Raw genomic sequence first — 21,701 nt, 5'->3', positions numbered from 1 at the left:
ACATACCCCTGCCTGGGCTGGGCCTACACTCAAAAGCACCTATAAAAAACCCCCCAAAACTGCTCAACGGGGGCACGGCCCCCGCCATGGCGGGGCGCCTTCCGCTTTGTTTTCATCCGGTCAGCCGAGCAGCTTGAAGATCGAAACGATCTTGTTGAGCGACCCGATGGGATCCTGCATATTCAGCAGGTTCCCCAGGATGCCCTTCGGCCGGTTCCCGTTCCCGTTCTGCGCCGCGCCTCGGTTCATCTGCTGCGGGCGCCCGGATGGCCGGGACATCTGCCGCGGCCCCATCTGCCGCTGTGCCGTCTGCTGCTGGCGGGGCTGCCGCATGGCCTGGCGCTGGGGCGTCTGGCCGGGTTGACGATTCTGCATAAAAACCTCCATGCGCCCGGCTTTGCCGGATCAGGCCAATCCCCGCCGCGCGGCGGGACCGGCCCGCGCTTTTGCCGGGCGGCGAAAGGACCGCGTTTTTTCGCGATTTCCTCTTAATGCCATCCTATGCGAAAAACGGCCGGCCGCCACGCCGTCCGTTTCTTTTTTCGTTTGGATTTTCCTGCGCGCCCATCGGTTCCCTCTGATCATTTCGCAGAAATTGCAGACAATAATGCCGAGGTGATTAAAATGGAACAGCCTTTGAACCAGAAGATCCCTCCCGAACCCCGGCGGACAGTCCTGTCGGAACAGGACCTCCGGGCGCTGTCCCAGCGGTTCGGCTCCACGCGCTCCTACCAGGGCAGCGTCGTCGGCATCACCGACGAACGCATGCGCCAGCTGGCGGAGCACTTTACACCATGAGCGGAGGCGGCAGCATGCAGACAAGCGATCTTTACGACCTGATCGCACAGGACGGCAGGGCGCACCGGTTTTTCGCCGCCCTGCCCGACGGCGTGCGCGACGCGGTGAGCTGGCAGGCCAAAAGCCTTCACAGCTTCCCCGAGCTGCAGGCCTGTGCGCAGGAGCTGCTCAGCGACTACGACTGAGGGGGAATTCGATGGATCAGCCCCTGGAGTACTATCCCATCCACTATGATGAGCTGGAAAGCTACCTCGTCGGCTACCTCAACGGCGAAGAGACCGGCGGCGGGGAAAACGACATCCGAAGCGTGATCTGCTGAACGGGGCCGCGGCCCCGTTCTTTTTTTGTCAAAAAGCCGTCCCCGCATGGGGGACGGCTTTTTTTCATTCTTTGTTCACGACGTTGACCGGGCGGCCCGCCAGAAACGCCCGCAGGTTCTCCACGGCCACGTCCATCAGCCGCCGTCGGCTCTCCCTGGGCGCCCAGGAGATATGCGGGGTAATCAGGCAGTTCTTCGCGCTGAGGAGCGGATTGTCCGCGCGGATGGGCTCGTCTGACACCACGTCCAGCCCCGCGGCGTACACCTTCCCGCTGTTCAGCGCGGCGGCGAGGTCCTCCTCCACGATGAGCGGGCCGCGCGAATTGTTCAGAAGGATCACCCCGTCCTTCATCTTCGCGATGCTCTCCCGGTTGATGATCCCGCGCGTCTTCGGAAAGAGCGGGCAGTGCAGAGCGATCACGTCCGAATCCGCCAGGAGGACGTCCAGCGGGACGTATTCCCCGAGGGCGCGTCCCTCGTCGCAGGGGAACGCATCGTACGCGAGCACCCGCATCCCCATCGCCTTAGCGATCTTCCCGGTCGCCCGGCCGATCCGCCCAAAGCCGATGATCCCCATCGTCTTGCCGTCCAGCTCGATCAGCGGATAGTCCCAAAAGCACCAGTCGGGACCCTGTTGCCAGCGCCCGGCGTGCACCGCCTCGCTGTGATGGGCCACATGGTGGCAGATTTCGAGCAGCATCGCGATCGCATACTGCCCGACGGCGGCGGTCCCGTAGGTGGGGACGTTGCAGACGGGGATGCCGCGCTCCCGCGCGGCGGCGACGTCCACGACGTTGTAGCCGGTCGCCAGCACGCCGATAAACCGGAGCGCGGAACAGTCCTCGATGACCTCCCGCGGGAGCGGGACCTTGTTGGTGTAGACCGCCTCGGCGTCCCCGATCCGTTCCCGGACCAGCTCAGGCGGCGTGCGGTCGTAGACCGTCAGCTCGCCGAGTGCCTCCAGGCCCTCCCAGCTCAGGTCGCCGGGGTTTTCGGTATATCCGTCCAGCACCACGATTTTCATAACCTGCCTCCTTATCGTTATCTGACCAGCACAAGGCCGAGCAGCGCCCCCGCCAGAATGACGGTGGGAATGCTTCTCTTTGCAAGCAGCAGCGCCCCCGCCGCCGCCCCGATGACGACCGCCGGCCAGAGCGGCGCGCCGTTTAAAAAATAGTTTGCCTGCCCGAGCGGGACGGCGACCGCGAGGATCATGCCGATGCATACCGGGCGGACGCCGTAGAGCGCGTTCTGCAGGAACCGGTTCTGCCGGAACTTGACCATAAAGTGGCAGGCGAGCATGCAGACGGTGAGGGAGGGGGTCATCACCCCGAGCGTGGTGGCGATCGCGCCCGGCAGGCCCGCCACCTGGATGCCGACGAAGGTCGCGCAGTTGATGCCGAGGGAACCGGGCGTCATCTCCGCGATCGCCACGATGTCCGAGAGCTGCTCCATCGTCATCCAGTGGTGAGCAAGCATCTCCTGGTTGATGAAGGGGATCATCGACAGGCCGCCGAAGCTGCAAAAGCCGATCTTGAGGTAGCTCCAGTAGAGCTGCAAGCAGATCATCCCCGCACCCCCCTGAGCATGAGCCCCGCGGCCGCGCCGAGCAGCACCACGAGGATGTTGTTGATCGGAAGGAAAAGGCAGATCAGAAAGCCCCCCAGCACGATCCCGTACTGGACCTTCTCCTGGATGGCGATGGAGCGCAGGCCGGCGGCCGCGGAGAGGATGATCGGCACGACGGCGGCGCGCACGCCGACCATGGCGCGCGCGATATAAATGTTGCGGCGGAACTGCTCGTAGAAGACCGTGACCACCGACAGCACGGCGACGGAGGGCGCGGCCACGCCCACGGCGGCGATGACGCCGAGCGGCACCCCGCCCACGTGGTAGCCGAACATTACGGCGATGTTGATGACCATGATGCCGGGGAACGACCGTCCCACCGACACGATATCCAGCAGGTCCTCCTTGGAGATCCAGCCGCGCTTGTCGACGAATTCCCTCTGGAGCTGCGCCACGATGCTCCAGCCGCCCCCAAAGGTGAAGAGCCCGATCTTAAAGAGCAGCAGGAAACAGCAGAGCGGCCTGGGAAGCTCGCGCCTTGCATCCAACACCCCACCCCCGTCCTTTCGACGCGCGCAGGGATTCCCCCGCCCTTTTGAGGCGGGAGAATCCCGTCCGCCCGTTTTTTGCGGCGGCCGGTTCAGTCCAGGCCGCCATGCGCCTTGTAATAGGGAATCAGCCCTCCCGCGCGCACAAGCCCGGCCAGCTGGACGGGAAAGGCCGGGAAAGGGTAGTCCCCCCTCCCGTCCATACTTATGATACCCGCCTCGACGTCCACCGTCAAGCGGTCGTACTCCTCGACCCGCGGCGCACAGACAATCGTGAGGATGTCCAGGTTCACGCCGCCCCGGTAAAAATTGCGGCTGAAGGAGCGCGCGACCACACAGCGGATGCCCGCCGCCTTCATCACCAGCAGAATCTGCTCCCGGGAGGAGCCGCAGCCGAAATTTTCCCCCGCCACGAGAATATCCTTCGGCTGCAGGCTCTGCGCCAGGTCGGGCCTGCACGATTCGAAGAGGTGCCCCGCCAACTCCTCCGGCGGCGCGCCGCCGCCGAGGTACTGCCCGCCGATGATCTGGTCGCCGCTGACGTTGTCCCCGAGCAGCTGCGCTCTTCCTTCGATCATTCCGCGTCACCTCCCGCCGTAAGATACCCCTCCAGCGCCGAACAGGCCGCCACCAGCGGGGATGCGATGTAGATTTTTCCCCTGCCGCCGCCCATGCGGCCCGCCGCGTTGCGGTTGGTGGTGGAGACCACCGTCTCCCCATCCGCAATGAGGCCCCCGTGGATGCCGGCGCAGGGCCCGCAGCAGGGGGGCAGGATTTGCGCGCCCGCCTCGAGCAGCACGCGGTAGACGCCCGAGTGGGTCACGACCTAGACCTGTTTGCCGGGAAGCCCTCCAGTGCGTCCGGGGCCGCGGGAGCGGCCTTCTGCGAAGGGGCCGCCGGGGCGGCCGCGGGCGAACTTTTTTTGACAAATTGACTATTTTCGTTTTTACTGTATCCTATAACCACTGATTTGTCTAATATTTAATCCTCATATGAATCATAACTTTTTATCATGAAATTTTAGGAGGCGGTCGCTTGACACTGAAAGAGCTGCGTTACGTTCTCGCAATCCAGGAGCACCAGAACCTCTCCAAGGCCGCACAGTCCCTCTACCTCTCCCAGCCCGCGTTGAGCAAGTACATCAAAAACCTTGAGGCGTCCCTCGACGTCAAAAACTTCAAAAACGTCGGCAAACGGCTCATGCTGACCGCCGTCCACAAGAACACCGTCTTCAAGCTCGGGTGCGGGCTTTTCCTCGACGCCTGCCGTGAGGTGGCCCGGAACTATCCGGACATCACGCTCGAGACGGTCGTCGTCGACACCTTCGCCATGAAGATGCTGATGGATCCCCAGGACTACGACGTGGTGGTCACCACCAACATGTTCGGCGACATCCTCTCCGACGAGGCGGCGGGGCTCGTCGGCGGCCTCGGCATGGCCGCGGGGCTCTACGTGGGACCCGACTACTGCATGGCACAGGCCACCCACGGTTCCGCGCCCGACATCGCCGGCAAAGGGATCGCCAACCCCTTCGCAATGATCATGTCCGCGCAGATGATGCTCTCCTGGCTCAGCAAAAAAAACGCGACCCGCAGGCCGTCCAGGCCGCGCGGGAAATCCAGGAAGCAGCGGAGGCCGTGCTGGACGATAAGTCCGCCGTTACCCCCGACCTGGACGGCACTGCCGGGACGGCGGAAATGGGGCGGGCGATCCGCCGACTGCTTGCTTAATCCGGATGGGCTGTTTTTTCCCATTTGCCGGCTTCCCGAAAAATTAAATGTCAGGCCCGGACGCCTCCTGCGTCCGGGCCCTTTTTTGCACCCGTTTTTCATTCTGCCCCGCCTCCCGCGGCGCCTCCTCCCGGCACCGGACGCGGCCGGACGGCATATGCTGGTATGGGCAACTGCCCGATTTGTTTTGGAGGCTTCATCTATGGCTAACAATCGATTCTTGAACCCTATCTTCCCGGAGGAACGGATCTGTAACTGCCGTCCTCCGGTTCCGCCTTGTCCTCCGCCCATCCCGCCCTGTCCTCCTCCGGTTCCGCCCTGCCCGCCGCCCTGTCCCTGCCCGACGGGAATCACCGGGCCCACCGGGCCGATCGGACCGCAGGGACCGATTGGGCCGCAGGGCCCCATCGGCGTCACCGGGCCCACCGGCGCGACCGGTTCGACCGGGCCCGCCGGACCCACTGGCGCGACCGGCGCGACGGGCGTCGGCATCATAGGCCCCGTCGGACCGACGGGCGCGACGGGCGCGACCGGGCCCACCGGTCCCACGGGCGTCTCCGTCACCGGTTCGACCGGCGCGACCGGCCCCACAGGGCCGACCGGGCCCACGGGCGCGACAGGCGCCACCGGCGCGACGGGCGCTACCGGACTTTCGGTCACCGGCGCGACGGGTCCCACCGGACCGACCGGACCCACCGGGCCGACCGGCCCCACAGGCCCCACCGGAGAAACCGGCGCGGCCGAGAATATCGTCATCCGCAACACCACCACCTCCGAGCCCGGGACCCCGGCCTCGGTCGTGGACGTCACCGGCGGGCCGACGCACGTCCTGGACTTCACCATCCCCCGCGGCGCGACCGGACCCACCGGCGTGACCGGACCCACGGGTCCCACCGGGCCGACCGGCGCAACCGGGGCCACGGGAACCGGGGCTACCGGCGCGACCGGGCCCACCGGACCGACCGGTGCATTCCTTTCTGCACAACCGTCTTCCGTGCGGCGTGCTCTCCGGTGATCACGCCCCCCGCTCAACCGCCATGCTCCAGGCCCAGAATCTGTTCATATGGGTCACGGAAACGGAACTGAATTTCCACCCGGCCGTTTGCATGGACATACACCTTATTGACAAGCTCAGCCAGAATGTCCCGATCCAGGGCTTGAAGCTGCCGGGTCCTTTTAAACCGTTCAAGGCGCGAATCGTCCCGCGCCGGTTCTCTTTCACATACGGCTCCTTCCTCTTTCAGCCGGCTGATTTCCTTTTGGAGCGCGTCAACTTCCGACTCGAAGGAGCTCTTATAGTCCAGATACTCCGTCTGCGAGAGCAAACCGTCCTTCATATCGGTATATAAGGATTTCAGATAGCCCTTCCGCTTTTCGAGTTCCTCCGCGCCCTGGCTCAGCAGGGCCTGAAGCCGGTCCTGTCGGCAATCCGGTTTTGAGGCGCGGCCCGCCTCTTCCGCAAGGCCGGCCAGGCCGTCCGCCAGGTCCACCTGCATTTGGACCGCCTTCAAAATGACGCCGCACAGGCGCTGCTCCCGGATCGAGTGGGGCGTACAGCCGTCCTTCGACTGCCGGTTCGTCCGGCAGCAGTAGTAGGCGAGCTCCTTGGATGTTTTCCGGTGCATGGCCTTTTGGCAGTCGGCGCAGAATACAAAGCCGGACAGCAGGTGCAATTCCCCCTGCCGGGGCGGCGTCCGCGTGTTTTTTTGCAGCAGCCGCTGAACGGTCCGAAACGTCTCCCCGTCGATGACCGGCTCGTGCGTGTCTTTGACGACATACCAATCTTCCTCCGGCAGGCTCACACGTTCGTGCACCTTGTACGACCGGACCCTTTGCTTCCCCTGGACCATGTGCCCCAGGTACATTTGATTGCGCAGGATTTCATAGACCGTCCGCTGGGTCCAGAGGGAACTGTGGTATTTGTCATGCGGGTTTTGATACTTGAGGCCCTTCCGCCGTTTGTATTCCGCGGGGCTCGGATAGCCGAGCCCGTTGAGCCTCCTCGTGATCCCCTCCTTGCTGAGGCCTTTGCAGTACCACCTGAAAATTTCCCGCACCACCTCCGCCGCCTCGGGATCGACCACCAGGTGGTTTCTGTCGTCCGGGTCCTTCCCGTAACCGTACGGGGCAAACGCCCCGATAAACTGCCCTTTTTTTCGTTTGACGTCGAAGACGTCGCGGACCTTGAGGCTCGTCTCCCGGCAGTGGTTCTCGTTCATCATGCCCTGAAAACCGATGGACAGCATGTTTAAGGTCTCCGGGTGCCGGTAGGTATCGATGAACGGGAGCCGGGTCGAGATAAAGCGCACGTTGTACCGGACCCGCGTCTCCTCCAGAAAGCGCGTCTGGTCGGCGCTGTTGCGGAAGGGACGGGACAGGTCCTTTACCAGGACGCAATTGATTTTCCCGCCATAGATGTCTTCCAGCAGCTCCCGGAAGCCGGCGCGCTCGTCCTCGCTCGTCCCGCTGACGCCGTCGTCAACATAGATTTTATGGAGCTTCAGGTCCTCATGGCCGGCAATGTAATCGAGCAGCCACCGGCGCTGATTGGCGATGCTGTAGCTCTCGTCGTTCCCGTCTTCGCGGGAAAGCCTCAGGTAGATTCCCGTCGGCCATTCCGCCGCCGTTTCCAAATCCTTTTTTTCCGCATATCGCCGGGACATAACGCCTCCCCTCTCCCCCGCGCGGCCGCACGCCCAAATACCCGGCCCGCCGTTCAGGGGTCCCCGTGTGCAAGGTAGTGTAAAAGCGCCTCCTTCAGCGTCCTGTTTTCATCGCTGAAGCTGATTTTGACCGGGACGCCGTCCACCAGGAAGCAATAGGGATTGCCCGTCCGTTCGATCAGGCGTTCCAGCCTCCCGGCGGGCGGCCGGGAAGCGTCCGTCCAAACGTCCGCAAGCTCTGCAAGCCCGGAGATCTCCTGGTCCCGAATGTCCGCGCGGCGCATGGCGTCAAGTTCGGCGCGAGTCAATGGCCTCCCCCCTCGCCTAATTGCTATGCCCGGCACGGCCTTTCCTTGCATGTCCCCGCGTATTTGGCGGCACGCCAGAGAAAGGGCCGCTCAACTCTTGCGAGTTGAGCGGCCCTTTTGGATTTGATCCGCCGCCGTCGGAGCATAGGACGGCGCGGCATTTTCCTTCGCCCGGCTACAGGCGGTCGGCCCATCCGCGGCTTCTGTCCACGGCCTTGCGCCATCCGGCGAGCAGCGCGGCCCTGCGGGGTTCCTCCATATCCGGTTCGAACGTGACGTCGCACCGCCAGAGGCTCTTCAGTTCCTCCGTCCCGCTCCACACCCCGACGGCGAGGCCCGCGAGATAGGCCGCGCCGAGCGCGGTGGTCTCCCGGATCATCGGGCGGCGCACCTGCTTATTCAAGATGTCCGCCTGAAACTGCATCAGGAACCGGTCGCGGCTCGCGCCGCCGTCCACGCAGAGCTCGGAGATCCGGCGGCCGGTGTCCCGTTCCATCGCCTCGACCAGCTCCAGGCTCTGGTAGGCGATCGACTCCTGCGCCGCGCGGATCAGATGCTCCCGTTTGGTCCCGCGCGTGATCCCCATGATGCAGCCGCGCGCATACATATCCCAATAGGGCGCGCCGAGACCGGTGAAGGCCGGCACGAGGTACACCCCTCCGGTGTCCTTCACCTTTTGGGCGTAGTATTCCGCGTCGCAGCTCTCGTTGAAGAAGCGCATCTCGTCCCGCAGCCACTGGATGACCGCGCCGCCGACAAACACGCTGCCCTCCAGCGCGTACTGGACCTTTCCGCCCAGCCCGATCGCAATCGTCGTCAGCAGTCCGTTTTTGCTCTCGCAGGCGGTCTCCCCCGTGTTCATCAGCAGGAAGCAGCCGGTCCCGTAGGTGTTTTTGGCGTCCCCCGCTTCAAAGCAGCCCTGCCCGAACAGCGCCGCCTGCTGGTCGCCCGCGATGCCGGCGATCGGGATCTTCGTCCCCTGGAGCACGGTATACCCGTAAACCTCGCTGGAGCCGCAGACCCGCGGCAGCATCGCGCGCGGGATGTCGAGCGCCTCCAGCAGGGCGTCGTCCCAGTCGAGCGTGTGGATGTTATAGAGCATCGTGCGGGAGGCGTTGGTATAGTCGGTCACATGGACCGTCTTGTCGGTCAGCCTCCAGATCAGCCAGCTGTCGACCGTCCCGAACAGGATCTCCCCCCGCTCGGCGCGCTCGCGCGCGCCCGGCACGTGGTCAAGGATCCATTTGATCTTTGTCCCGGAAAAATAGGCGTCGGGAATGAGCCCGGTTTTTTCCCGTATGGTCTCCCCGAGGCCCCGGTCCAGCAGCTCCCCGATCATGTCCGCCGTGCGGCGGCACTGCCAGACGATCGCGTTGTAGATCGGCCTGCCGGTGTCCCGCTCCCACAGGATGGTCGTCTCCCGCTGGTTGGTGACGCCGATCGCCGCGATGTCCCGCACGTCCACGTCGTTTTGGGTGATGACCTCGCTCATCACCGCGTACTGCGACGCGTAAATCTCCATCGGGTCGTGTTCCACCCAGCCCTGGCGGGGATAATACTGGGTGAACTCCTTCTGGGCGAGCCCGACGATGTTCTGCTCGGCGTCGAAGAGGATCGCCCGCGAGCTGGTGGTCCCCTGGTCGAGGGACAAAATATAGCGGCTCATGCGATCTCCTCCCTGCCGGCGGCGGACGGCCGCGCGGATTCCAGCGGGCGGGCGGGCAGGCTGCGCGTCGCCACAATGTTCACGCCCGTCCCGCAGACGTTGCGCACGACCACCTGCCCCAGCGAAACGGGGGCCTTCAGCCGTATGCCGTCGAGAAGCGCCATCGCTTCAAACAGCTTCCCTTTTGGGAGCGGGCCGTCGGTCTTGACCGGGCAGCGCGGATGCGCGCCGCCCGAGACGCAGACGGTGGAGGTCAGCACGCGCGTGGGGTTGGTCAGCTCCGCGCGCCCGTATTCCGCGCCGCGCGGGCAGGCGTTTCCGGTCACGGTGAAGCCGTTTTCCTCATCCACGCGCAGGCGGCAGCCCTTCGGACAGACAATGCAGGTCAGCTCTTTCATGTTTGCGCCTCCTTGATCGATACCGTCAAATCCTTCCCGGCCGCCCTTTCCAGCAGCTGTCTGGGAAGCGTGATCCGCTCCATTTCGCCGGGGGCCAGCCGTTCGCGGGGGAACCCGGCGATTCGATTTCCGTCCGCGTCGACCTCGACCGTGCTGGCCCCGCAGACCCGGTTCACCCGGAAAAACAGCTCGGTGCGCTCCCCCGCTGCGTCTATCCGGATGCGCTGCGGCACCGTATAGCTCACCCCGCCGCCCGCGCGGACCTCGGTGACGCTCCCCCCGGCGCGCGCGCCCTTCCTGACATACGCGGCGGCCGCCGCGCCCGCGCGCTGCCCCTCCGCCGTGACAAAGTCGACCAGGTCGTGCACATGTACCACGTTGCCGCAGGCGAACACGCCGGGCATCGAGGTCTCCATGTTCTCATAGACCACCGCCCCGTTCGTCCTGCGGTCGATTTCGATCCCCGCACGCCGGGTCAGCTCGTTTTCGGGGATGAGGCCCACCGAAAGCAGGATCGTGTCGCAGTCAAAGGTCATTTCCGTCCCCGGGACGGGTCTGCGGTCTTCGTCCACCCGCGCGACCACCGCGCGCTCCACCCGCCTGCCGCCCTGGATGTCGACGATCGTGTGGGAGAGGTAGAGCGGGATATCGTAATCGTGCAGGCACTGGACGATGTTGCGGGTAAGTCCGCCCGAATAGGGCATCAGCTCGACGCAGGCCAGCACCTTCGCGCCCTCGAGCGTCATGCGGCGCGCCATGATCAGCCCGATGTCCCCCGAGCCGAGGATCAGCACCCGCCTGCCCACCATATAGCCCTCGATGTTCAAATAGCGCTGCGCCGTGCCCGCCGTGAATATGCCCGCCGGGCGGGTGCCGGGGATCGCCACCGCGCCGCGGGTGCGCTCCCGGCATCCCATCGCCAGGATCACCGCCTTCGCCTCGAGAACGCGGTAGCCGTCCGCCCTGCTGACGGTGTGCACCCTGCGGTCGGGCGTGATTTCGAGCACCATGGTGTCCGAGCGCACCTCGATCCGCGTGTCCCGCAGCATCTCGACAAACCGCTGGGCGTATTCCGGCCCGGTCAGCTCCTCCTTGAAGTAATGAAGCCCGAACCCGTTGTGGATGCACTGGTTCAGAATCCCGCCGAGCTCGCGGTCGCGCTCGAGGATCAGGACCCTTTCGAGTCCCTCCCGGTATGCCTGCACCGCGGCCGCCAGCCCGGCCGGGCCGCCGCCGATCACCACCAGATCATACAAGGCCCGCACCCCCCATCTTGGTTTTTCCCGTTATGATATAGGACCCCGCGCGGTCCTGCAGGATCTCCTCCGGAGGGAGCCCCCGCTCCCTCGCCAGCAGCTCGAAGACCCTCGGCCCGCAGAAGCCGCCCTGGCAGCGGCCCATCCCCGCGTTGCAGCGCCGCTTGACCCCGTCGACCGAGCAGGGGGGAATCGGGCCGCGCAGCGCGTCGAGAATCTCTCCCTCGGTGATGGTCTCGCAGCGGCAGATCACCCTGCCGTAAGCCGGGTTCTCCTCCGTCAACCGCGCCTTCTCCTCGCAGGTCAGCTCCTTGAAGCGCACCCTGCGGCGGGTGTCGATAAAGAAATCCTTTTTGACGAGCCGCAGGCCGCAGCCCTCCAGCAGCTCCGCCGCCATGCGCGCGATCGCCGGCGCAGCGGAAAGGCCGGGGGATTTGATCCCCGCGATGTCGATCAGGCCGGGGGCGTCCGCCGCCTCCGCGATGATAAAGTCGTCGGCGCCGTCCGCCGCCGCGCGCACCCCGGCAAAATTGCGGATCGATTCCCGGAAGTTGATGGAGGGCACCGATTTGCGCGCAAGGCGCATGACCTCTTCCAGCCCCCCGGCGGTCGTCGCGGTATCGTCCCGTTCCCGGGGGGGCTCGTTGTTGGGACCCACGATCAGGTTGCCGTGCACCGTGGGGGCCACCAGCGTCCCCTTGCCCGCCCTGGTCGGGCATTGGAAGACGACATGGCTGACCCGCTCCCCCTCGCTTTTGTCGAGCAGGTAGTATTCCCCCCGGTCGGGGTGGATGCGGAAGGCCGGCGCGGCGGCCATGTTGTGCACCTCGTCGCTGTAAAGGCCCGCCGCGTTCAGGACATACCGCGCCCAAAAGCGCCCGGCCGCCGTGTCCAGTTCAAAGCCGCCCTCGCAGCGCCGGATCGCCGTCACGTCCGCGTTCAGGTGAAGCGAAACGCCGTTGCGCACGGCGGTCTCGGCCAGCGCGAGGGCGTATTCCCAGGGGTTTACAATCGCCGCGGTCGGCGCGTAGAGCGCGCCCACCACCTCGGGGGACAGGTTCGGTTCGAGGTTTCTTACCTGCGCGGCGTCGAGCAGCGACAGGCCGGGGACGCCGTTTTCCACGCCGCGCGAATAGAGCGTCCGCAGCAATCCGGCGTCCTCCCCGGAAAAAGCCGCCACGAGCGAGCCGCATTGGCGGTAGGGAACGTCCAGCTTCCGGCAGAGCTCCTCCGCGAGACGGACCCCCTCTACGTTGAGCCGCGCCATCAGGGTGCCCGGAGGCGGGTCGTATCCCGCGTGCAGGATGGCGCTGTTCGCCTTTGTGGTGCCGCAGGCCACGTCGTTTTCCCGCTCGAGAACCGCCACGGAAAGCCGGTACCGCGACAGCTCATACGCGCACGCGGCGCCCACGATTCCGCCCCCGATGATTGCAACATCTAACATGGTAAGCTCCTTTCGCCGCTCTACCGGCATAAATTGGTCCCCGGCGCCCGTCCGCGCCGCGGTGCAGAAAAAGAGAGCACGACATCCGGCGCTGTCTCCAGCGCCCTTCTGCCGTACTCTAAAACTCTTGCAGCATTTCTTCTTTTCAGGCCGGGACGGCCCGCTACAGGAACCAGATCGCCCTCTGGGTGGAGGAGACCGAGACCGCCCCGGCGGCCAGCGCGTTGATCACGTCCTCCTTGTCGCTGATCAGCCCGCCGGCGATGATCGGCTTGTCGGTGCTTCCGGAAATCTTGCGGATCACCTTGGGCATGACGCCCGGGAGGATCTCCACGGCGTCGGCCTCGGCGGTCGCCAGCTGCCTGCCGATGTTGAAAAGCGCCATGGAATCCAGGACAAAAAACCGCTGCACCGTCAGCAGGCCGCAGCCCTTGGCGTGCCGCACGAGGGAGTGCTTGGTGGAGATGATGCCGTCGGCGCAGGTGTTCTTCGCGATGAAATCCACCACCACGTCCTGCGAGGTGAGGCCGTCCACCAGGTCGATGTGGACGAACGCCAGTTTCCCCGCCTCCTTCAGCTGCGCCACGATTCCGGCGATATTCAGCATATCCCCATAGAGTACAAACGCGATCGAGCAGTCGCTCGTCAGGCAGTTTTGGAGCCCTTCGGGGTTTTTGACCGCGGCGATCACCGGGCTGTCCCGCAGCGCCTCCAAGAATTCCTTCTTTCCAAGCATCTCGCCACCCTCCTTCCATATGGTACCGGCCCGCCGGTCACCCGCAGGCCTCCCGTTTCCCACCGGAGAACGGCCAGTCGTTGACCACCTTTTCCGCGAAGCCGAAGAGCCGGTCGATCTTCAGCGGCGTGCCGTCGTCCAGCACCGCCGTCCCGGAATAATATCCGAACGCCTGGTGCTGCTCCGCCCCGTAGCGGATCCCCGCGGGCGCGCTGGAATGGCGGTCGAGCACCGCGTCCATGGTCATCTCAAACCGCCCGTCGGAGGAGCGGAAGGTCCACGGCTTGGAGAAGGCGGTCTCGTCGTCCTGGATGACAAAGTCCACCTCTTCCAGTTTATGCGCCCTGCCGCCGTAAAAGAGAACATTTTCGGTGGCGGCGGAGGTGTCGCCGTACCGGCTGCCGATGTTGAAGCCGAACAGCCTGCCGCCGACCACCCCGCCCGCGCTCCCCCAGCAGGGGGTGCTGTGCTCCGGCCAGACCCCGCGGCCCCAGTCCTGGACGGCAAAGGCGCGCGACGGGTCATAGCGGTAGGAAAGCCCGCCCAGCCGAAACCCGCCGCTCACGCGGATGCAGGGGACCTTGTGGCAGTAGAAGAACAGCCCCGGCTCCTCCGCGAAGGGGAAGGCGTGCTCGCAGATGTCCCCCTCCGGGAACTCGAGCGCCAGCTCCGCCTCGAGCGGGTCCGCGCCGCTGAAATCCTCGAAGCGGACGTTCAGCGCCATTTGCCTGCCGGAATAGCGGTACTCGCCCACTGCGCGTTCGTTTTGGAACCGCACGTCCTCCCACGAGGTGCGCGGCGGGGACAGGACGCTGCTTTCCGCCGGGCAGAAGGCCATCTCGTTGACCTGCCGGTTTTCCCGGTAGTCCATGAAGCTGACCGACAGCCGGTGAAAAGCCCCCATGTTGGCCATCGAAAATCCGAGCCCGTAGTGATCGTCCCCGGCGAAATAGTAGTGCCATTCCTTGAAGAGCTCCTTCGGGAACCGGATGTTCTCCGGGTTGTAGCGCAGGCGGGGGGCGCGGGACCAGCCCGCCTCCACCAGCGTCCCGTCGGGCTTTAAGAGATCGTGCCGCGTTAAAATTTCGTGCTGCATCTGCTCCTCCTGTCTACCAGCGGTTGACCACTTTTTCCGCGAATCCGAACAGCCGTTCCACCGGGAGCGCGGTCCCGTCGTCCAGGACCGCCCGGCCGGTGAAATACCCGAACACCTGGTGCTGGTCCGAGCCGTATTGGGCGCCCGGAGGCGGGTTGGAGTGGCGGTCCAGGACCGGCGTGAAATCCATCTCGAACCGGCTGTCGGAGGAGGTGAACTTCCACGGCTTCATAAAAGAGGCCTCCCCGTCGGGGATCAGGAAGGACACCTCTTCCAGCTTATGCATCACGCCGTCGTAGACGACCATGTTCTCGGTGGCGGCGGAGGTGTCCCCGAACCCGTAGCCGATGTTGAACCCGAACGGCCTCCCGCCGATCCGGCCGCTGGCGCTTCCCCAGTACCACTGGTTCCGGCGGGGCCAGACCCCGCGTCCCCAGTCCATGACCGAGTAGGCGTCCCGCCCGTCGAAATCGTAGTGCAGCCCGCCGAGGGTAAAGCCGCCCGAGACGCGGATGCAGTTGACCTTGTGGTTGTAGTAGAACATCCCCGGCGCGTCCCCGAAGGGGATGACGACGACGGTGGTGTCCCCCCCGGGCATTTCGAGGCGCAGGTCGGCGTCGAGGGTCTCCCCGTCCAGCAGGTTGGGGAAAACGACCTTCAGCCGGGTCTCCCCGCCGTTCCGGAGGTACCGGCTCTCCGCGCCGTTCCAGGAGAAATGCAGCGGGCCGTCCGAGGTCGGCGGCGAGCGCAGGACGCTCTCCTCCGGCGTGCAGAAGGCGGTGTCGTTCGCCTGGATGTTGTTTTGGAAATCCATGAAGTTGACCGACAGGCGGTGCAGGCTGCCGACGCTGGCCGTGGAGAAGCCCAGGCCGTAGCGGTCGTTCCCGGCGAAGTAGTAGTCCCATTCCCGGATCTCCTCCCGCGGGAACCGGATCGCCTCCCGGTTGTAGGCGAGAATCGGCGCGCGGCACCAGCCCGCTTCGATCAGGTTTCCGTCCCCGTCCAGGAGGGGATGGGGTTTCGTAATCTCATGCTGCATGAAGAACCTCCTTCATTCCGCCGCTTTCCCTACATCCCGAGGTAGGCGACCTTGACGTGCTCGTTTTCGAGCAGCTCCTTCCCGGAGCCCTCCATCACCATCCGGCCGTTTTCCATGACGTAGGCGCGGTCGGCGATCCGCAGGGCCTGGCGGGCGTTCTGCTCGACGAGCAGGATGCTGATCCCCTGGGCGTTGAGCCGCTTGATGACCTTGAAGAGGTCGGCGATGATCATCGGCGCGAGCCCGAGGGACATCTCGTCGATCATCATGAGCTTCGGTTCGCTCATCAGCCCGCGCGCGATGCTGATCATCTGCTGCTCGCCGCCGGAAAAGGTGTTGGCCATCCGGTCCTCGTATTTCCGGATCGCGGGGAACATCTGGTAGGCGAAATCCAGATTCTTCTGCACGCGCGCCTTGTCCTTGCGGTAGGGGTAGGCCCCGATCAGCAGATTGTCCCGCGCGGAGAGCTCGGGGAAGAGCTGCCGCCCTTCGGGGACCATGCAGAGGCCCTTGCGCGCGATCAGGCTGGAGGGCAGCCCGGTGATTTTTTCGCCGCAGAAAAGGATCTCCCCGCCCGCGATCGGGTTCATGCCGGAGATGCTGCGCAGCAGGGTCGATTTGCCGGTCCCGTTCGCCCCCACGACGACGACCAGCTCGCCCTCGTCGACATGCAGGCTGACGTCCTGCAAAATTTGCAGGCCGCCCAACGTTACGTCCAGGTTATTGATCGTCAGCAACATCGTAATCCTCTCCCAAATAAGCTTTTATGACGCGTTCGTCCGAGGAAATCACCTGCGGGGAGCCGGAGGCGATGATCTCGCCGTATTCCAGCACATACACCTTTTCGCACAGGCTCATGATGACCCGCAGCACATGCTCCACGATGAACAGCGCGATGCCGAGCTCCCCGTTGACCTTTTTCACCAGCTCGAGCATCATCTCGACCTCGGTGGGGACCAGCCCCGCGAACAGCTCGTCGAGCAGCAGCATCTCGGGCTCGGTGGCCAGCGCCGCCGCGAGCTCCGCCTTTTTGCGCTCGAACATGTTGAGCCGGGGGATCTTGACCTGCTCCTTGCCCTCGAGCCCGACGAAGCGGATCATCTCATGGGCAAACGGCAGCGCGTCCTTCTTGCGCTTGCGGCGCAGGTAGGCGCCCACCAGCACCGACTCCTCCAGCGTCATCCCGGCAAACGACTGCGCCTTCTGGAAGGTGCAGGCGATCCCCGCGCGGCAGACCTCGACCGGCCCGAGTTTGGTGATGTCCCGGTCCTTGAAGCGGATCGTTCCGCTGTCGATCTTGTTGAAGCCGGAGATCGACTTGAACATGGTGGATTTGCCCGCGCCGTTCGGGCCGATCAGCCCGACGATCTGGCCCTTTTCCACCTCGGCGGTGACATTTTTGTTCGCGACCAGCCCGCCGAAAGCGATCGTCGAATTTTCGAGTTTGAAAAACATTTGCAGCAGCTCCTTTCCGGCTCAGGTCGTCGCGCGCTCTTTTTTGGCCGGCGTTTTCTTTTCGTCTCTCTGGAAGAAGCTGATGATGCCCGCCGGCTTGAGGAGCGCCATGATAATCAGGACGCCGGCGTAGATCACCACCGAGAAAGGCGCGAACCTGCTCGGCATCATTCCGCGGACCAGTTCGTCGAGCACGATCATCGACGAGCCCAAAACCGGGCCCCACACATATCCCATGCCGCCGACGATGACCACCATGATGATCTTGAGCGAGATCGACGCGTTGAAGACCTCGGTGTTGTTGGACATCAGGTAAAGCGCGTAGAAGGAGCCGGCGAGCGAAGCCATCAGGGCGCTGAACACGGTCGCCAGGATCCGCCAGTTCCCGATGTTGGAACCGAGCGCGCGCGCCAGGTCGGGGTTTTCCTTGAGCGCCACGAAGTTGGTGCCGATGCGGCTTCTCCGGATAAACACATAGAAGAGCATCGAGGCGACCGCGAGGGTGAGGACCATGTAGTACTGCTGGGTCTTGCTGAAGAGGTATTCCCGCGGCATCGAGATGCCCATGCTGCCGCCCGTGAGGTCGATAAGCTGGATCGAGAGGGAATAGACCGTCTGGTGCAGCCCGATGAGGGCCATGGTGAAGTAGAGCCCGGACAGCTTGGAGGCGATCACGCCCACCAGCAGGGCCATCAGGGTGTTGACGACCAGCCCCATGACGACCCCCGCGAACAGGCCCATCCCCAGGCGGTTGGTGGTGATCGTCATGCCGTAGACGCCGAGCCCGAAAAAGAGCGCGTGCGCGATCGAGAAGAGGCCGGACATGCCGGAGAGCAGGTTCCAGGACTCCCCGAGGGTGACGTACATCAGCGTGATGATCGCGATGTTGAGCACCCGCCGGTTGGCCGCCATCGGAAACAGGAGCGCCGCGGCCAAAAGGAGGAGGTACAGGATGACTTTTTTGTCGATTTTAAATTTGGACTGGCTCATTGTGACTCCTCCTTTCTAAATGTTGCGCACGGCGTTTTTGCGTTTGTTGAAAAGCCCGTAGGGCCGCACGAGCAGCACGACCACAAAGAGGCCGAAGAGCATCGGATCGTGGTAGGCGGTGCCGAGCACGCCAGAGATGAGCGCCGAGAGGACGCCGACCAGCACGCCGGTGATGAAGGCGCCGGTCAGGTTGTTCAGCCCGGCGGTGATGCAGATGACGAAGCCGATCAGCGTGATGTAGTCGCCGAAGTTCGGCTCGACGGTGAACATGGTCATCAGCATCATGCCCGCGACGCCGATCAGGATGAAGCTCAGCGAGAAGGCCAGGTCGAGGGTGCGCTCGCTGTTGATCCCCATCAGCCCGGCGACGTCCCGGTTCTGGACGACGGCGCGGATCGCCCGCCCGGTCCAGGTCTTGTTGAGGAAGAGCTGAAAGCTCACGAGGATCACCCCGGCCATGACGAAGCAGGCGAGCTGGATGATGCCCACGCTGATCTTCGGGGTGAAGTAGATGCGCTTTTCAAAGACGGCCAGGTCCCTCGGATAGGAGGTGAAGAAAAAGAGCACGAGGTTCATGATGACGAGCTGAAGGCCCATCGTCGTCAGGATGTTCATGCCCTCGTCGATTCGTTTTAAAAGGGTCTTCCGCATCAGCCAGCCGATCGCAAAGTTGATGACGATGACCCCGAGGGCCGCCAGGATGACCGGCGCGTTGACCATCCGGATGAAGAAGAAGGTCAGGTACATCGAAAGCATGATACATGCGCCGTAGGTAAAGTTGACCATGCGCAGGGAGCCAACCTGGAATGTGAAGGCGCTGGACATCAGCCCGTACATGCCGCCGACGCAGATTCCATTGAGAATGATATTGATATAAGCCGATACGCCCATGTGGTACTCCATTCCGCCGCGCGCGCCGGCTGATGTTCGGGATTTGGGCCGGCCCCCGTCCGCGCGAAGGAATGACAGGGGCCGGTTATGAAGGGCCAAAGGGAAAGCCCCTGCCGCACGAAGGTATGGACAAGGGCTTTCCGGAGGGTTCCCGGGATTACTGCTCCCAGGGGATCACAGGGTCTTTCGTCCGCAGGAAATCGGGATACACCGCATACATGTCCCCGTCCATCCATTCGCTGATGACCATCTGTCCGGCACGGGTGTTGCTGTTGAACTCATCCCATTTGATGCCCCAGTACCAGGGGAGCTTGCCCTCCTCGAAGTCCAGGCTCTTCATCGCCGCGGCGAGCTTGGCGGTGTCGTCCCAGTCCTTTGGATCGACCTTCTTGAGGCACTCGAAATAGACGTTCATGCCGCCGTAGGCCTGCAGGGCGTGCGCGAGGGGCTTGTGCCCGTACTCCGCCTCAAAGTCCTCCTTGAACTTGGTGATGCCGGGGGCCGCGTCCTCGGAGATCGACGGGTTGGTGTACGACTGGGTCAGGATGCCGTTGGTGATCTCGTTGCCGAGGTCGGAGAAGTTGGGGGTGTCGTAGAAGATGCCGCCGGCGAGGATGACCTTCGGCCGGTAGTTGAGCTCGTGGATCTTCTTGAGGAAGAGCGTCCCGTCCGGGGTCCCCTGGATCGGGATCAGGATGTCGTAATCGGTGTTCTGCAGCTTGGTGATGATCGGCATGAAGTCCTTGTTGGTGTCCGGATAGCCCTCGTTGATGACCACCTGGACGCCGTTGGCCTCCGCCGTCTCAAGCATCGGGTTCGCGACGTGCTGAAGCCTCGTGGTGTAGAGCAGCGCGACCTTCAGGTCCTTGGCGTCCTTCCCGAGGAAGGTCTTGCCGATGTCGATGGCCTGCATCATCGCGCCCCTGGAGAAATCGTCGACGTTCGCGCCGCCGCGGAAGAAATAGGTGCTGGGGCCCTGGAGCAGGTCGGCGTCCCACGCAAGCGACAGGTAGAGCGCCTGCATGTCGTCCGCCATCGTGGCGAAGGTGCGGTCCGCGATGCAGCCGTAGCCGCTGATGAAGACGCGCACGCCGTCGTTGTAAAGGCGTTCAAATTCGGAGAGGGTGGCGTCCTGGGTGGGGCCGTCGGCAAAGACCATTTCGATTTTGCGGCCGTTGATCTCGCCCCCGATGTGCTCAAGCGCCATCTCCGCGCCGTACTGGTACTCGTGCCCTCCGAACGCGTTCGGTCCGGTCAGCTGGGTGACCATGCCGATTTTGAGCGGCGGGAGCTCCCCGTCCTCCGCGGAGCCGCCCGCGGCCGGGGGATTCGCAGCGTCGGGCTGCGTCGCTCCCTCGTCGCCGCACCCATAGAACAGCCCTGTCGCCAAGCAGGCGCTCAGCAGTACGGCCAGGATTCTTTTCGCCTTTGACATTTCTTTTCCTCCTTTGTATTGCAGCATTTTCAGCAATAAAAAAAACGAAAAATTTGCAATACCAAAGGTAAGGCAAATTTCTCGTTCTCTTAACTCTCTACGTGAAATTTACTAGTATTCTCTTGTCTTTATCATACTATCCGGTTTTTCCGCCTGCGTCAATCATATTTTGTGATGTTTATTCAATCCCACAAATTGCGAAAGAATAATTCGTCAGATTTTGATAGGAAAATTTCCATGTTTATACAAATCCCGGTTGGACGCCGCTGACGCCGATCTCCGTAATACGCTCTTCGCGGCCGCAGGGCCGAAAATGGAATTTATGACCGGCCTTTCCCGGAAAACGGCCGGTTGTGCAGACCGGCCCGCACCCACCGGCGCAACCGGTGCAACCGGAGCCGCCGGCGAACGGGGCGACCAGGGGCCCCGGGGCGACCAGGGGCCGGAAGGCCCCGCCGGACCGCAGGGCCCGCAGGGACAGCCGGGCGGCAACGGCGCGACCGGGCCCACCGGGCCGACAGGACCGACGGGCCCCACCGGAGCGACCGGACCCACCGGAGCGACCGGCCCCGCCGGCGAAGCGGGCGCTGTCGGCGCGACGGGCGCGACCGGTGAAACCGGCGCCACCGGAGAGACCGGAGCCACCGGAGAGACCGGAGCCACCGGAGAGACCGGGCCCACGGGCGCGGCCGCGACCATCCGGATCGGCACCGTGACCACCGGCGACCCCGGCACCGAAGCCCAGGTCACCAACTCGGGCTCCGACGAGGACGCCGTCTTCGACTTTGTCATCCCGCGCGGGGAGCCGGGCGGCGGCGGGACCCCCGAGGTGCTGGCCACGGTGGACCCCACCGCCCAGCCGACCGCCGCGGGCGGCGCGCTCGCCTTCACCGACAACCCGCTCGTCTCGGGCACCGCGATCTCCCATACCGCGGGCAGCACCGACGTGGTGATCAGCCGGCCCGGCATCTACCAGGCGTCCTTCAGCGGCTCCTTTACGGCCGACGCCGGCACCACGATCCCCACGACCCTGCTGACGACCCTCAACCAGAACGGCGCGGCCGTCACCGGGGGAACGGCCCGGCACACCTTTACCGCCACCGGGGAGACCGCGGAGCTGACCTTCAGCGTCCCCTTCCAGGTGACGGCCACTCCGGTAAACCTCAACGTCGTCGCCAGCGGGGCCGGCTTCACCGGCAGGGACCTGACCCTCACGGTCATCCGCCTCGGCGACTGACCAGCCCTTCCTCCCGCTTTCCGTCTCCGCCCCCACAGGGCGCAGACGCGGCCCGCGCCGCCCTTTGGGGCGGCGCGGGCTTTTTGGTCTTTTCCGGACATACAGAGGCGCGCCGCCCCAAAG

At 64.3% G+C, this 21,701-nt stretch carries 25 protein-coding genes; 5 read left to right on the top strand and 20 right to left on the bottom strand.

The window, feature by feature from the left end; translation table 11 throughout:
* Positions 1-120 precede the first annotated feature (120 nt).
* A complete protein-coding gene (locus tag RCI06_RS10230) occupies positions 121-375 on the bottom strand; it encodes a hypothetical protein (protein ID WP_101552654.1) in 255 nt (84 codons plus the stop codon).
* A 249-nt stretch (positions 376-624) separates the two neighbouring features.
* Here RCI06_RS10230 and RCI06_RS10225 point away from each other — a divergent pair, with 249 nt between their 5' ends.
* Genes RCI06_RS10225 through RCI06_RS10215 form a run of 3 tightly spaced genes read left to right on the top strand, consistent with a single transcriptional unit; the run spans position 625 to position 1,117 of the window.
* Positions 625-798 (top strand): hypothetical protein, encoded by a 174-nt coding sequence (locus tag RCI06_RS10225; protein WP_172439284.1) that lies wholly within the window; start codon positions 625-627, stop codon positions 796-798.
* Positions 799-812: 14 nt separating this feature from the next.
* On the top strand, positions 813-983 hold the full coding sequence (locus RCI06_RS10220) for a hypothetical protein (RefSeq protein WP_158595612.1): 171 nt from the start codon (positions 813-815) through the stop codon (positions 981-983).
* Positions 984-994: 11 nt separating this feature from the next.
* Positions 995-1,117: a hypothetical protein gene (locus RCI06_RS10215; RefSeq protein WP_306575985.1), complete on the top strand. Its 123-nt coding sequence runs from the start codon at positions 995-997 to the stop codon at positions 1,115-1,117.
* A 64-nt stretch (positions 1,118-1,181) separates the two neighbouring features.
* Here RCI06_RS10215 and RCI06_RS10210 read toward each other — a convergent pair whose 3' ends face one another.
* The 5 genes from RCI06_RS10210 to RCI06_RS10190 form a co-directional block, all read right to left on the bottom strand.
* Positions 1,182-2,141, bottom strand: coding sequence for a D-2-hydroxyacid dehydrogenase (locus RCI06_RS10210; protein WP_306575982.1), 960 nt, complete (start codon positions 2,139-2,141; stop codon positions 1,182-1,184).
* Positions 2,142-2,158: 17 nt separating this feature from the next.
* Entirely contained in the window at positions 2,159-2,686 is a 528-nt protein-coding gene (locus RCI06_RS10205; protein ID WP_276873799.1) for a chromate transporter, read from the bottom strand.
* On the bottom strand, positions 2,683-3,237 hold the full coding sequence (locus RCI06_RS10200) for a chromate transporter (RefSeq protein WP_306575981.1): 555 nt from the start codon (positions 3,235-3,237) through the stop codon (positions 2,683-2,685). The genes RCI06_RS10205 and RCI06_RS10200 overlap by 4 nt, the downstream gene beginning before the upstream one ends.
* Positions 3,238-3,326: 89 nt before the next feature.
* Complete coding sequence (gene leuD, locus RCI06_RS10195; protein ID WP_306575979.1) at positions 3,327-3,812, bottom strand: 3-isopropylmalate dehydratase small subunit; 486 nt, start codon at positions 3,810-3,812, stop codon at positions 3,327-3,329.
* Positions 3,809-4,057: an aconitase family protein gene (locus RCI06_RS10190; RefSeq protein ID WP_306575976.1), complete on the bottom strand. Its 249-nt coding sequence runs from the start codon at positions 4,055-4,057 to the stop codon at positions 3,809-3,811. The genes leuD and RCI06_RS10190 overlap by 4 nt, the downstream gene beginning before the upstream one ends.
* Positions 4,058-4,269: 212 nt before the next feature.
* Between RCI06_RS10190 and RCI06_RS14370 the strand changes: the two genes are divergently transcribed.
* Positions 4,270-5,979 (top strand): isocitrate/isopropylmalate family dehydrogenase, encoded by a 1,710-nt coding sequence (locus RCI06_RS14370; protein ID WP_373690855.1) that lies wholly within the window; start codon positions 4,270-4,272, stop codon positions 5,977-5,979.
* 13 nt (positions 5,980-5,992) lie between these two features.
* On the opposite strand, the gene RCI06_RS10175 is transcribed toward RCI06_RS14370, so the two are convergent.
* From RCI06_RS10175 to RCI06_RS10110, 14 genes are all read right to left on the bottom strand, one after another.
* Positions 5,993-7,627, bottom strand: coding sequence for a recombinase family protein (locus RCI06_RS10175; protein WP_306575974.1), 1,635 nt, complete (start codon positions 7,625-7,627; stop codon positions 5,993-5,995).
* A 53-nt stretch (positions 7,628-7,680) separates the two neighbouring features.
* Positions 7,681-7,935: a DUF6870 family protein gene (locus RCI06_RS10170; RefSeq protein ID WP_276872676.1), complete on the bottom strand. Its 255-nt coding sequence runs from the start codon at positions 7,933-7,935 to the stop codon at positions 7,681-7,683.
* Between the two features lie 175 nt (positions 7,936-8,110).
* Complete coding sequence (gene glpK, locus RCI06_RS10165) at positions 8,111-9,601, bottom strand: glycerol kinase GlpK (protein ID WP_256152564.1); 1,491 nt, start codon at positions 9,599-9,601, stop codon at positions 8,111-8,113.
* The gene (locus RCI06_RS10160) at positions 9,598-9,999 is read right to left on the bottom strand and encodes a DUF1667 domain-containing protein (protein ID WP_101552673.1); all 402 of its coding nucleotides are present in this window, start codon (positions 9,997-9,999) and stop codon (positions 9,598-9,600) included. Before RCI06_RS10160 ends, glpK begins: the two co-directional genes overlap by 4 nt.
* Complete coding sequence (locus RCI06_RS10155) at positions 9,996-11,255, bottom strand: NAD(P)/FAD-dependent oxidoreductase (RefSeq protein WP_373690854.1); 1,260 nt, start codon at positions 11,253-11,255, stop codon at positions 9,996-9,998. Before RCI06_RS10155 ends, RCI06_RS10160 begins: the two co-directional genes overlap by 4 nt.
* Positions 11,248-12,699, bottom strand: coding sequence for an NAD(P)/FAD-dependent oxidoreductase (locus RCI06_RS10150; RefSeq protein WP_306575969.1), 1,452 nt, complete (start codon positions 12,697-12,699; stop codon positions 11,248-11,250). Before RCI06_RS10150 ends, RCI06_RS10155 begins: the two co-directional genes overlap by 8 nt.
* 163 nt (positions 12,700-12,862) lie before the next feature.
* Positions 12,863-13,435, bottom strand: a complete 573-nt coding sequence (locus RCI06_RS10145; protein ID WP_101552679.1) for a glycerol-3-phosphate responsive antiterminator — start codon at positions 13,433-13,435, stop codon at positions 12,863-12,865.
* Between the two features lie 37 nt (positions 13,436-13,472).
* Entirely contained in the window at positions 13,473-14,531 is a 1,059-nt protein-coding gene (locus tag RCI06_RS10140; protein ID WP_306575967.1) for a DUF2804 domain-containing protein, read from the bottom strand.
* 13 nt (positions 14,532-14,544) lie between these two features.
* Positions 14,545-15,570, bottom strand: a complete 1,026-nt coding sequence (locus RCI06_RS10135) for a DUF2804 domain-containing protein (protein ID WP_306575965.1) — start codon at positions 15,568-15,570, stop codon at positions 14,545-14,547.
* 29 nt (positions 15,571-15,599) lie between these two features.
* A complete protein-coding gene (locus RCI06_RS10130; RefSeq protein ID WP_306575962.1) occupies positions 15,600-16,310 on the bottom strand; it encodes an ABC transporter ATP-binding protein in 711 nt (236 codons plus the stop codon).
* Positions 16,291-17,025 (bottom strand): ABC transporter ATP-binding protein, encoded by a 735-nt coding sequence (locus tag RCI06_RS10125; protein WP_101553284.1) that lies wholly within the window; start codon positions 17,023-17,025, stop codon positions 16,291-16,293. The genes RCI06_RS10130 and RCI06_RS10125 overlap by 20 nt, the downstream gene beginning before the upstream one ends.
* A gap of 21 nt (positions 17,026-17,046) precedes the next feature.
* Positions 17,047-18,015 carry a branched-chain amino acid ABC transporter permease gene (locus RCI06_RS10120; RefSeq protein ID WP_121587626.1) on the bottom strand — a complete coding sequence of 323 codons (969 nt, stop codon included), beginning with the start codon at positions 18,013-18,015 and terminating at the stop codon, positions 17,047-17,049.
* Between the two features lie 15 nt (positions 18,016-18,030).
* On the bottom strand, positions 18,031-18,906 hold the full coding sequence (locus tag RCI06_RS10115; RefSeq protein ID WP_158595723.1) for a branched-chain amino acid ABC transporter permease: 876 nt from the start codon (positions 18,904-18,906) through the stop codon (positions 18,031-18,033).
* Positions 18,907-19,063: 157 nt separating this feature from the next.
* Positions 19,064-20,341, bottom strand: coding sequence for an ABC transporter substrate-binding protein (locus RCI06_RS10110; RefSeq protein WP_276872692.1), 1,278 nt, complete (start codon positions 20,339-20,341; stop codon positions 19,064-19,066).
* 313 nt (positions 20,342-20,654) lie between these two features.
* Between RCI06_RS10110 and RCI06_RS10105 the strand changes: the two genes are divergently transcribed.
* On the top strand, positions 20,655-21,578 hold the full coding sequence (locus tag RCI06_RS10105) for a spore surface glycoprotein BclB (protein ID WP_306575957.1): 924 nt from the start codon (positions 20,655-20,657) through the stop codon (positions 21,576-21,578).
* Positions 21,579-21,701: the final 123 nt, after the last annotated feature.

It is taken from the genome of Anaerotruncus massiliensis (ex Togo et al. 2026) (genome assembly GCF_030825285.1).
Lineage (GTDB): Bacteria > Bacillota > Clostridia > Oscillospirales > Ruminococcaceae > Anaerotruncus > Anaerotruncus massiliensis.
This window is presented reverse-complemented; position numbering and strand designations above follow the sequence as displayed.

Bases quoted from the DNA above. Each gene is read 5' to 3' on its own strand.
- RCI06_RS10230 (WP_101552654.1), bottom strand. From the start codon at position 375: ATGCAGAATCGTCAACCCGGCCAGACGCCCCAGCGCCAGGCCATGCGG.
- RCI06_RS10225 (WP_172439284.1), top strand. From the start codon at position 625: ATGGAACAGCCTTTGAACCAGAAGATCCCTCCCGAACCCCGGCGGACA.
- RCI06_RS10220 (WP_158595612.1), top strand. From the start codon at position 813: ATGCAGACAAGCGATCTTTACGACCTGATCGCACAGGACGGCAGGGCG.
- RCI06_RS10215 (WP_306575985.1), top strand. From the start codon at position 995: ATGGATCAGCCCCTGGAGTACTATCCCATCCACTATGATGAGCTGGAA.
- RCI06_RS10210 (WP_306575982.1), bottom strand. From the start codon at position 2,141: ATGAAAATCGTGGTGCTGGACGGATATACCGAAAACCCCGGCGACCTG.
- RCI06_RS10205 (WP_276873799.1), bottom strand. From the start codon at position 2,686: ATGATCTGCTTGCAGCTCTACTGGAGCTACCTCAAGATCGGCTTTTGC.
- leuD (WP_306575979.1), bottom strand. From the start codon at position 3,812: ATGATCGAAGGAAGAGCGCAGCTGCTCGGGGACAACGTCAGCGGCGAC.
- RCI06_RS10175 (WP_306575974.1), bottom strand. From the start codon at position 7,627: ATGTCCCGGCGATATGCGGAAAAAAAGGATTTGGAAACGGCGGCGGAA.
- glpK (WP_256152564.1), bottom strand. From the start codon at position 9,601: ATGAGCCGCTATATTTTGTCCCTCGACCAGGGGACCACCAGCTCGCGG.
- RCI06_RS10160 (WP_101552673.1), bottom strand. From the start codon at position 9,999: ATGAAAGAGCTGACCTGCATTGTCTGTCCGAAGGGCTGCCGCCTGCGC.
- RCI06_RS10150 (WP_306575969.1), bottom strand. From the start codon at position 12,699: ATGTTAGATGTTGCAATCATCGGGGGCGGAATCGTGGGCGCCGCGTGC.
- RCI06_RS10145 (WP_101552679.1), bottom strand. From the start codon at position 13,435: ATGCTTGGAAAGAAGGAATTCTTGGAGGCGCTGCGGGACAGCCCGGTG.
- RCI06_RS10140 (WP_306575967.1), bottom strand. From the start codon at position 14,531: ATGCAGCACGAAATTTTAACGCGGCACGATCTCTTAAAGCCCGACGGG.
- RCI06_RS10135 (WP_306575965.1), bottom strand. From the start codon at position 15,570: ATGCAGCATGAGATTACGAAACCCCATCCCCTCCTGGACGGGGACGGA.
- RCI06_RS10130 (WP_306575962.1), bottom strand. From the start codon at position 16,310: ATGTTGCTGACGATCAATAACCTGGACGTAACGTTGGGCGGCCTGCAA.
- RCI06_RS10125 (WP_101553284.1), bottom strand. From the start codon at position 17,025: ATGTTTTTCAAACTCGAAAATTCGACGATCGCTTTCGGCGGGCTGGTC.
- RCI06_RS10120 (WP_121587626.1), bottom strand. From the start codon at position 18,015: ATGAGCCAGTCCAAATTTAAAATCGACAAAAAAGTCATCCTGTACCTC.
- RCI06_RS10115 (WP_158595723.1), bottom strand. From the start codon at position 18,906: ATGGGCGTATCGGCTTATATCAATATCATTCTCAATGGAATCTGCGTC.
- RCI06_RS10110 (WP_276872692.1), bottom strand. From the start codon at position 20,341: ATGTCAAAGGCGAAAAGAATCCTGGCCGTACTGCTGAGCGCCTGCTTG.
- RCI06_RS10105 (WP_306575957.1), top strand. From the start codon at position 20,655: ATGGAATTTATGACCGGCCTTTCCCGGAAAACGGCCGGTTGTGCAGAC.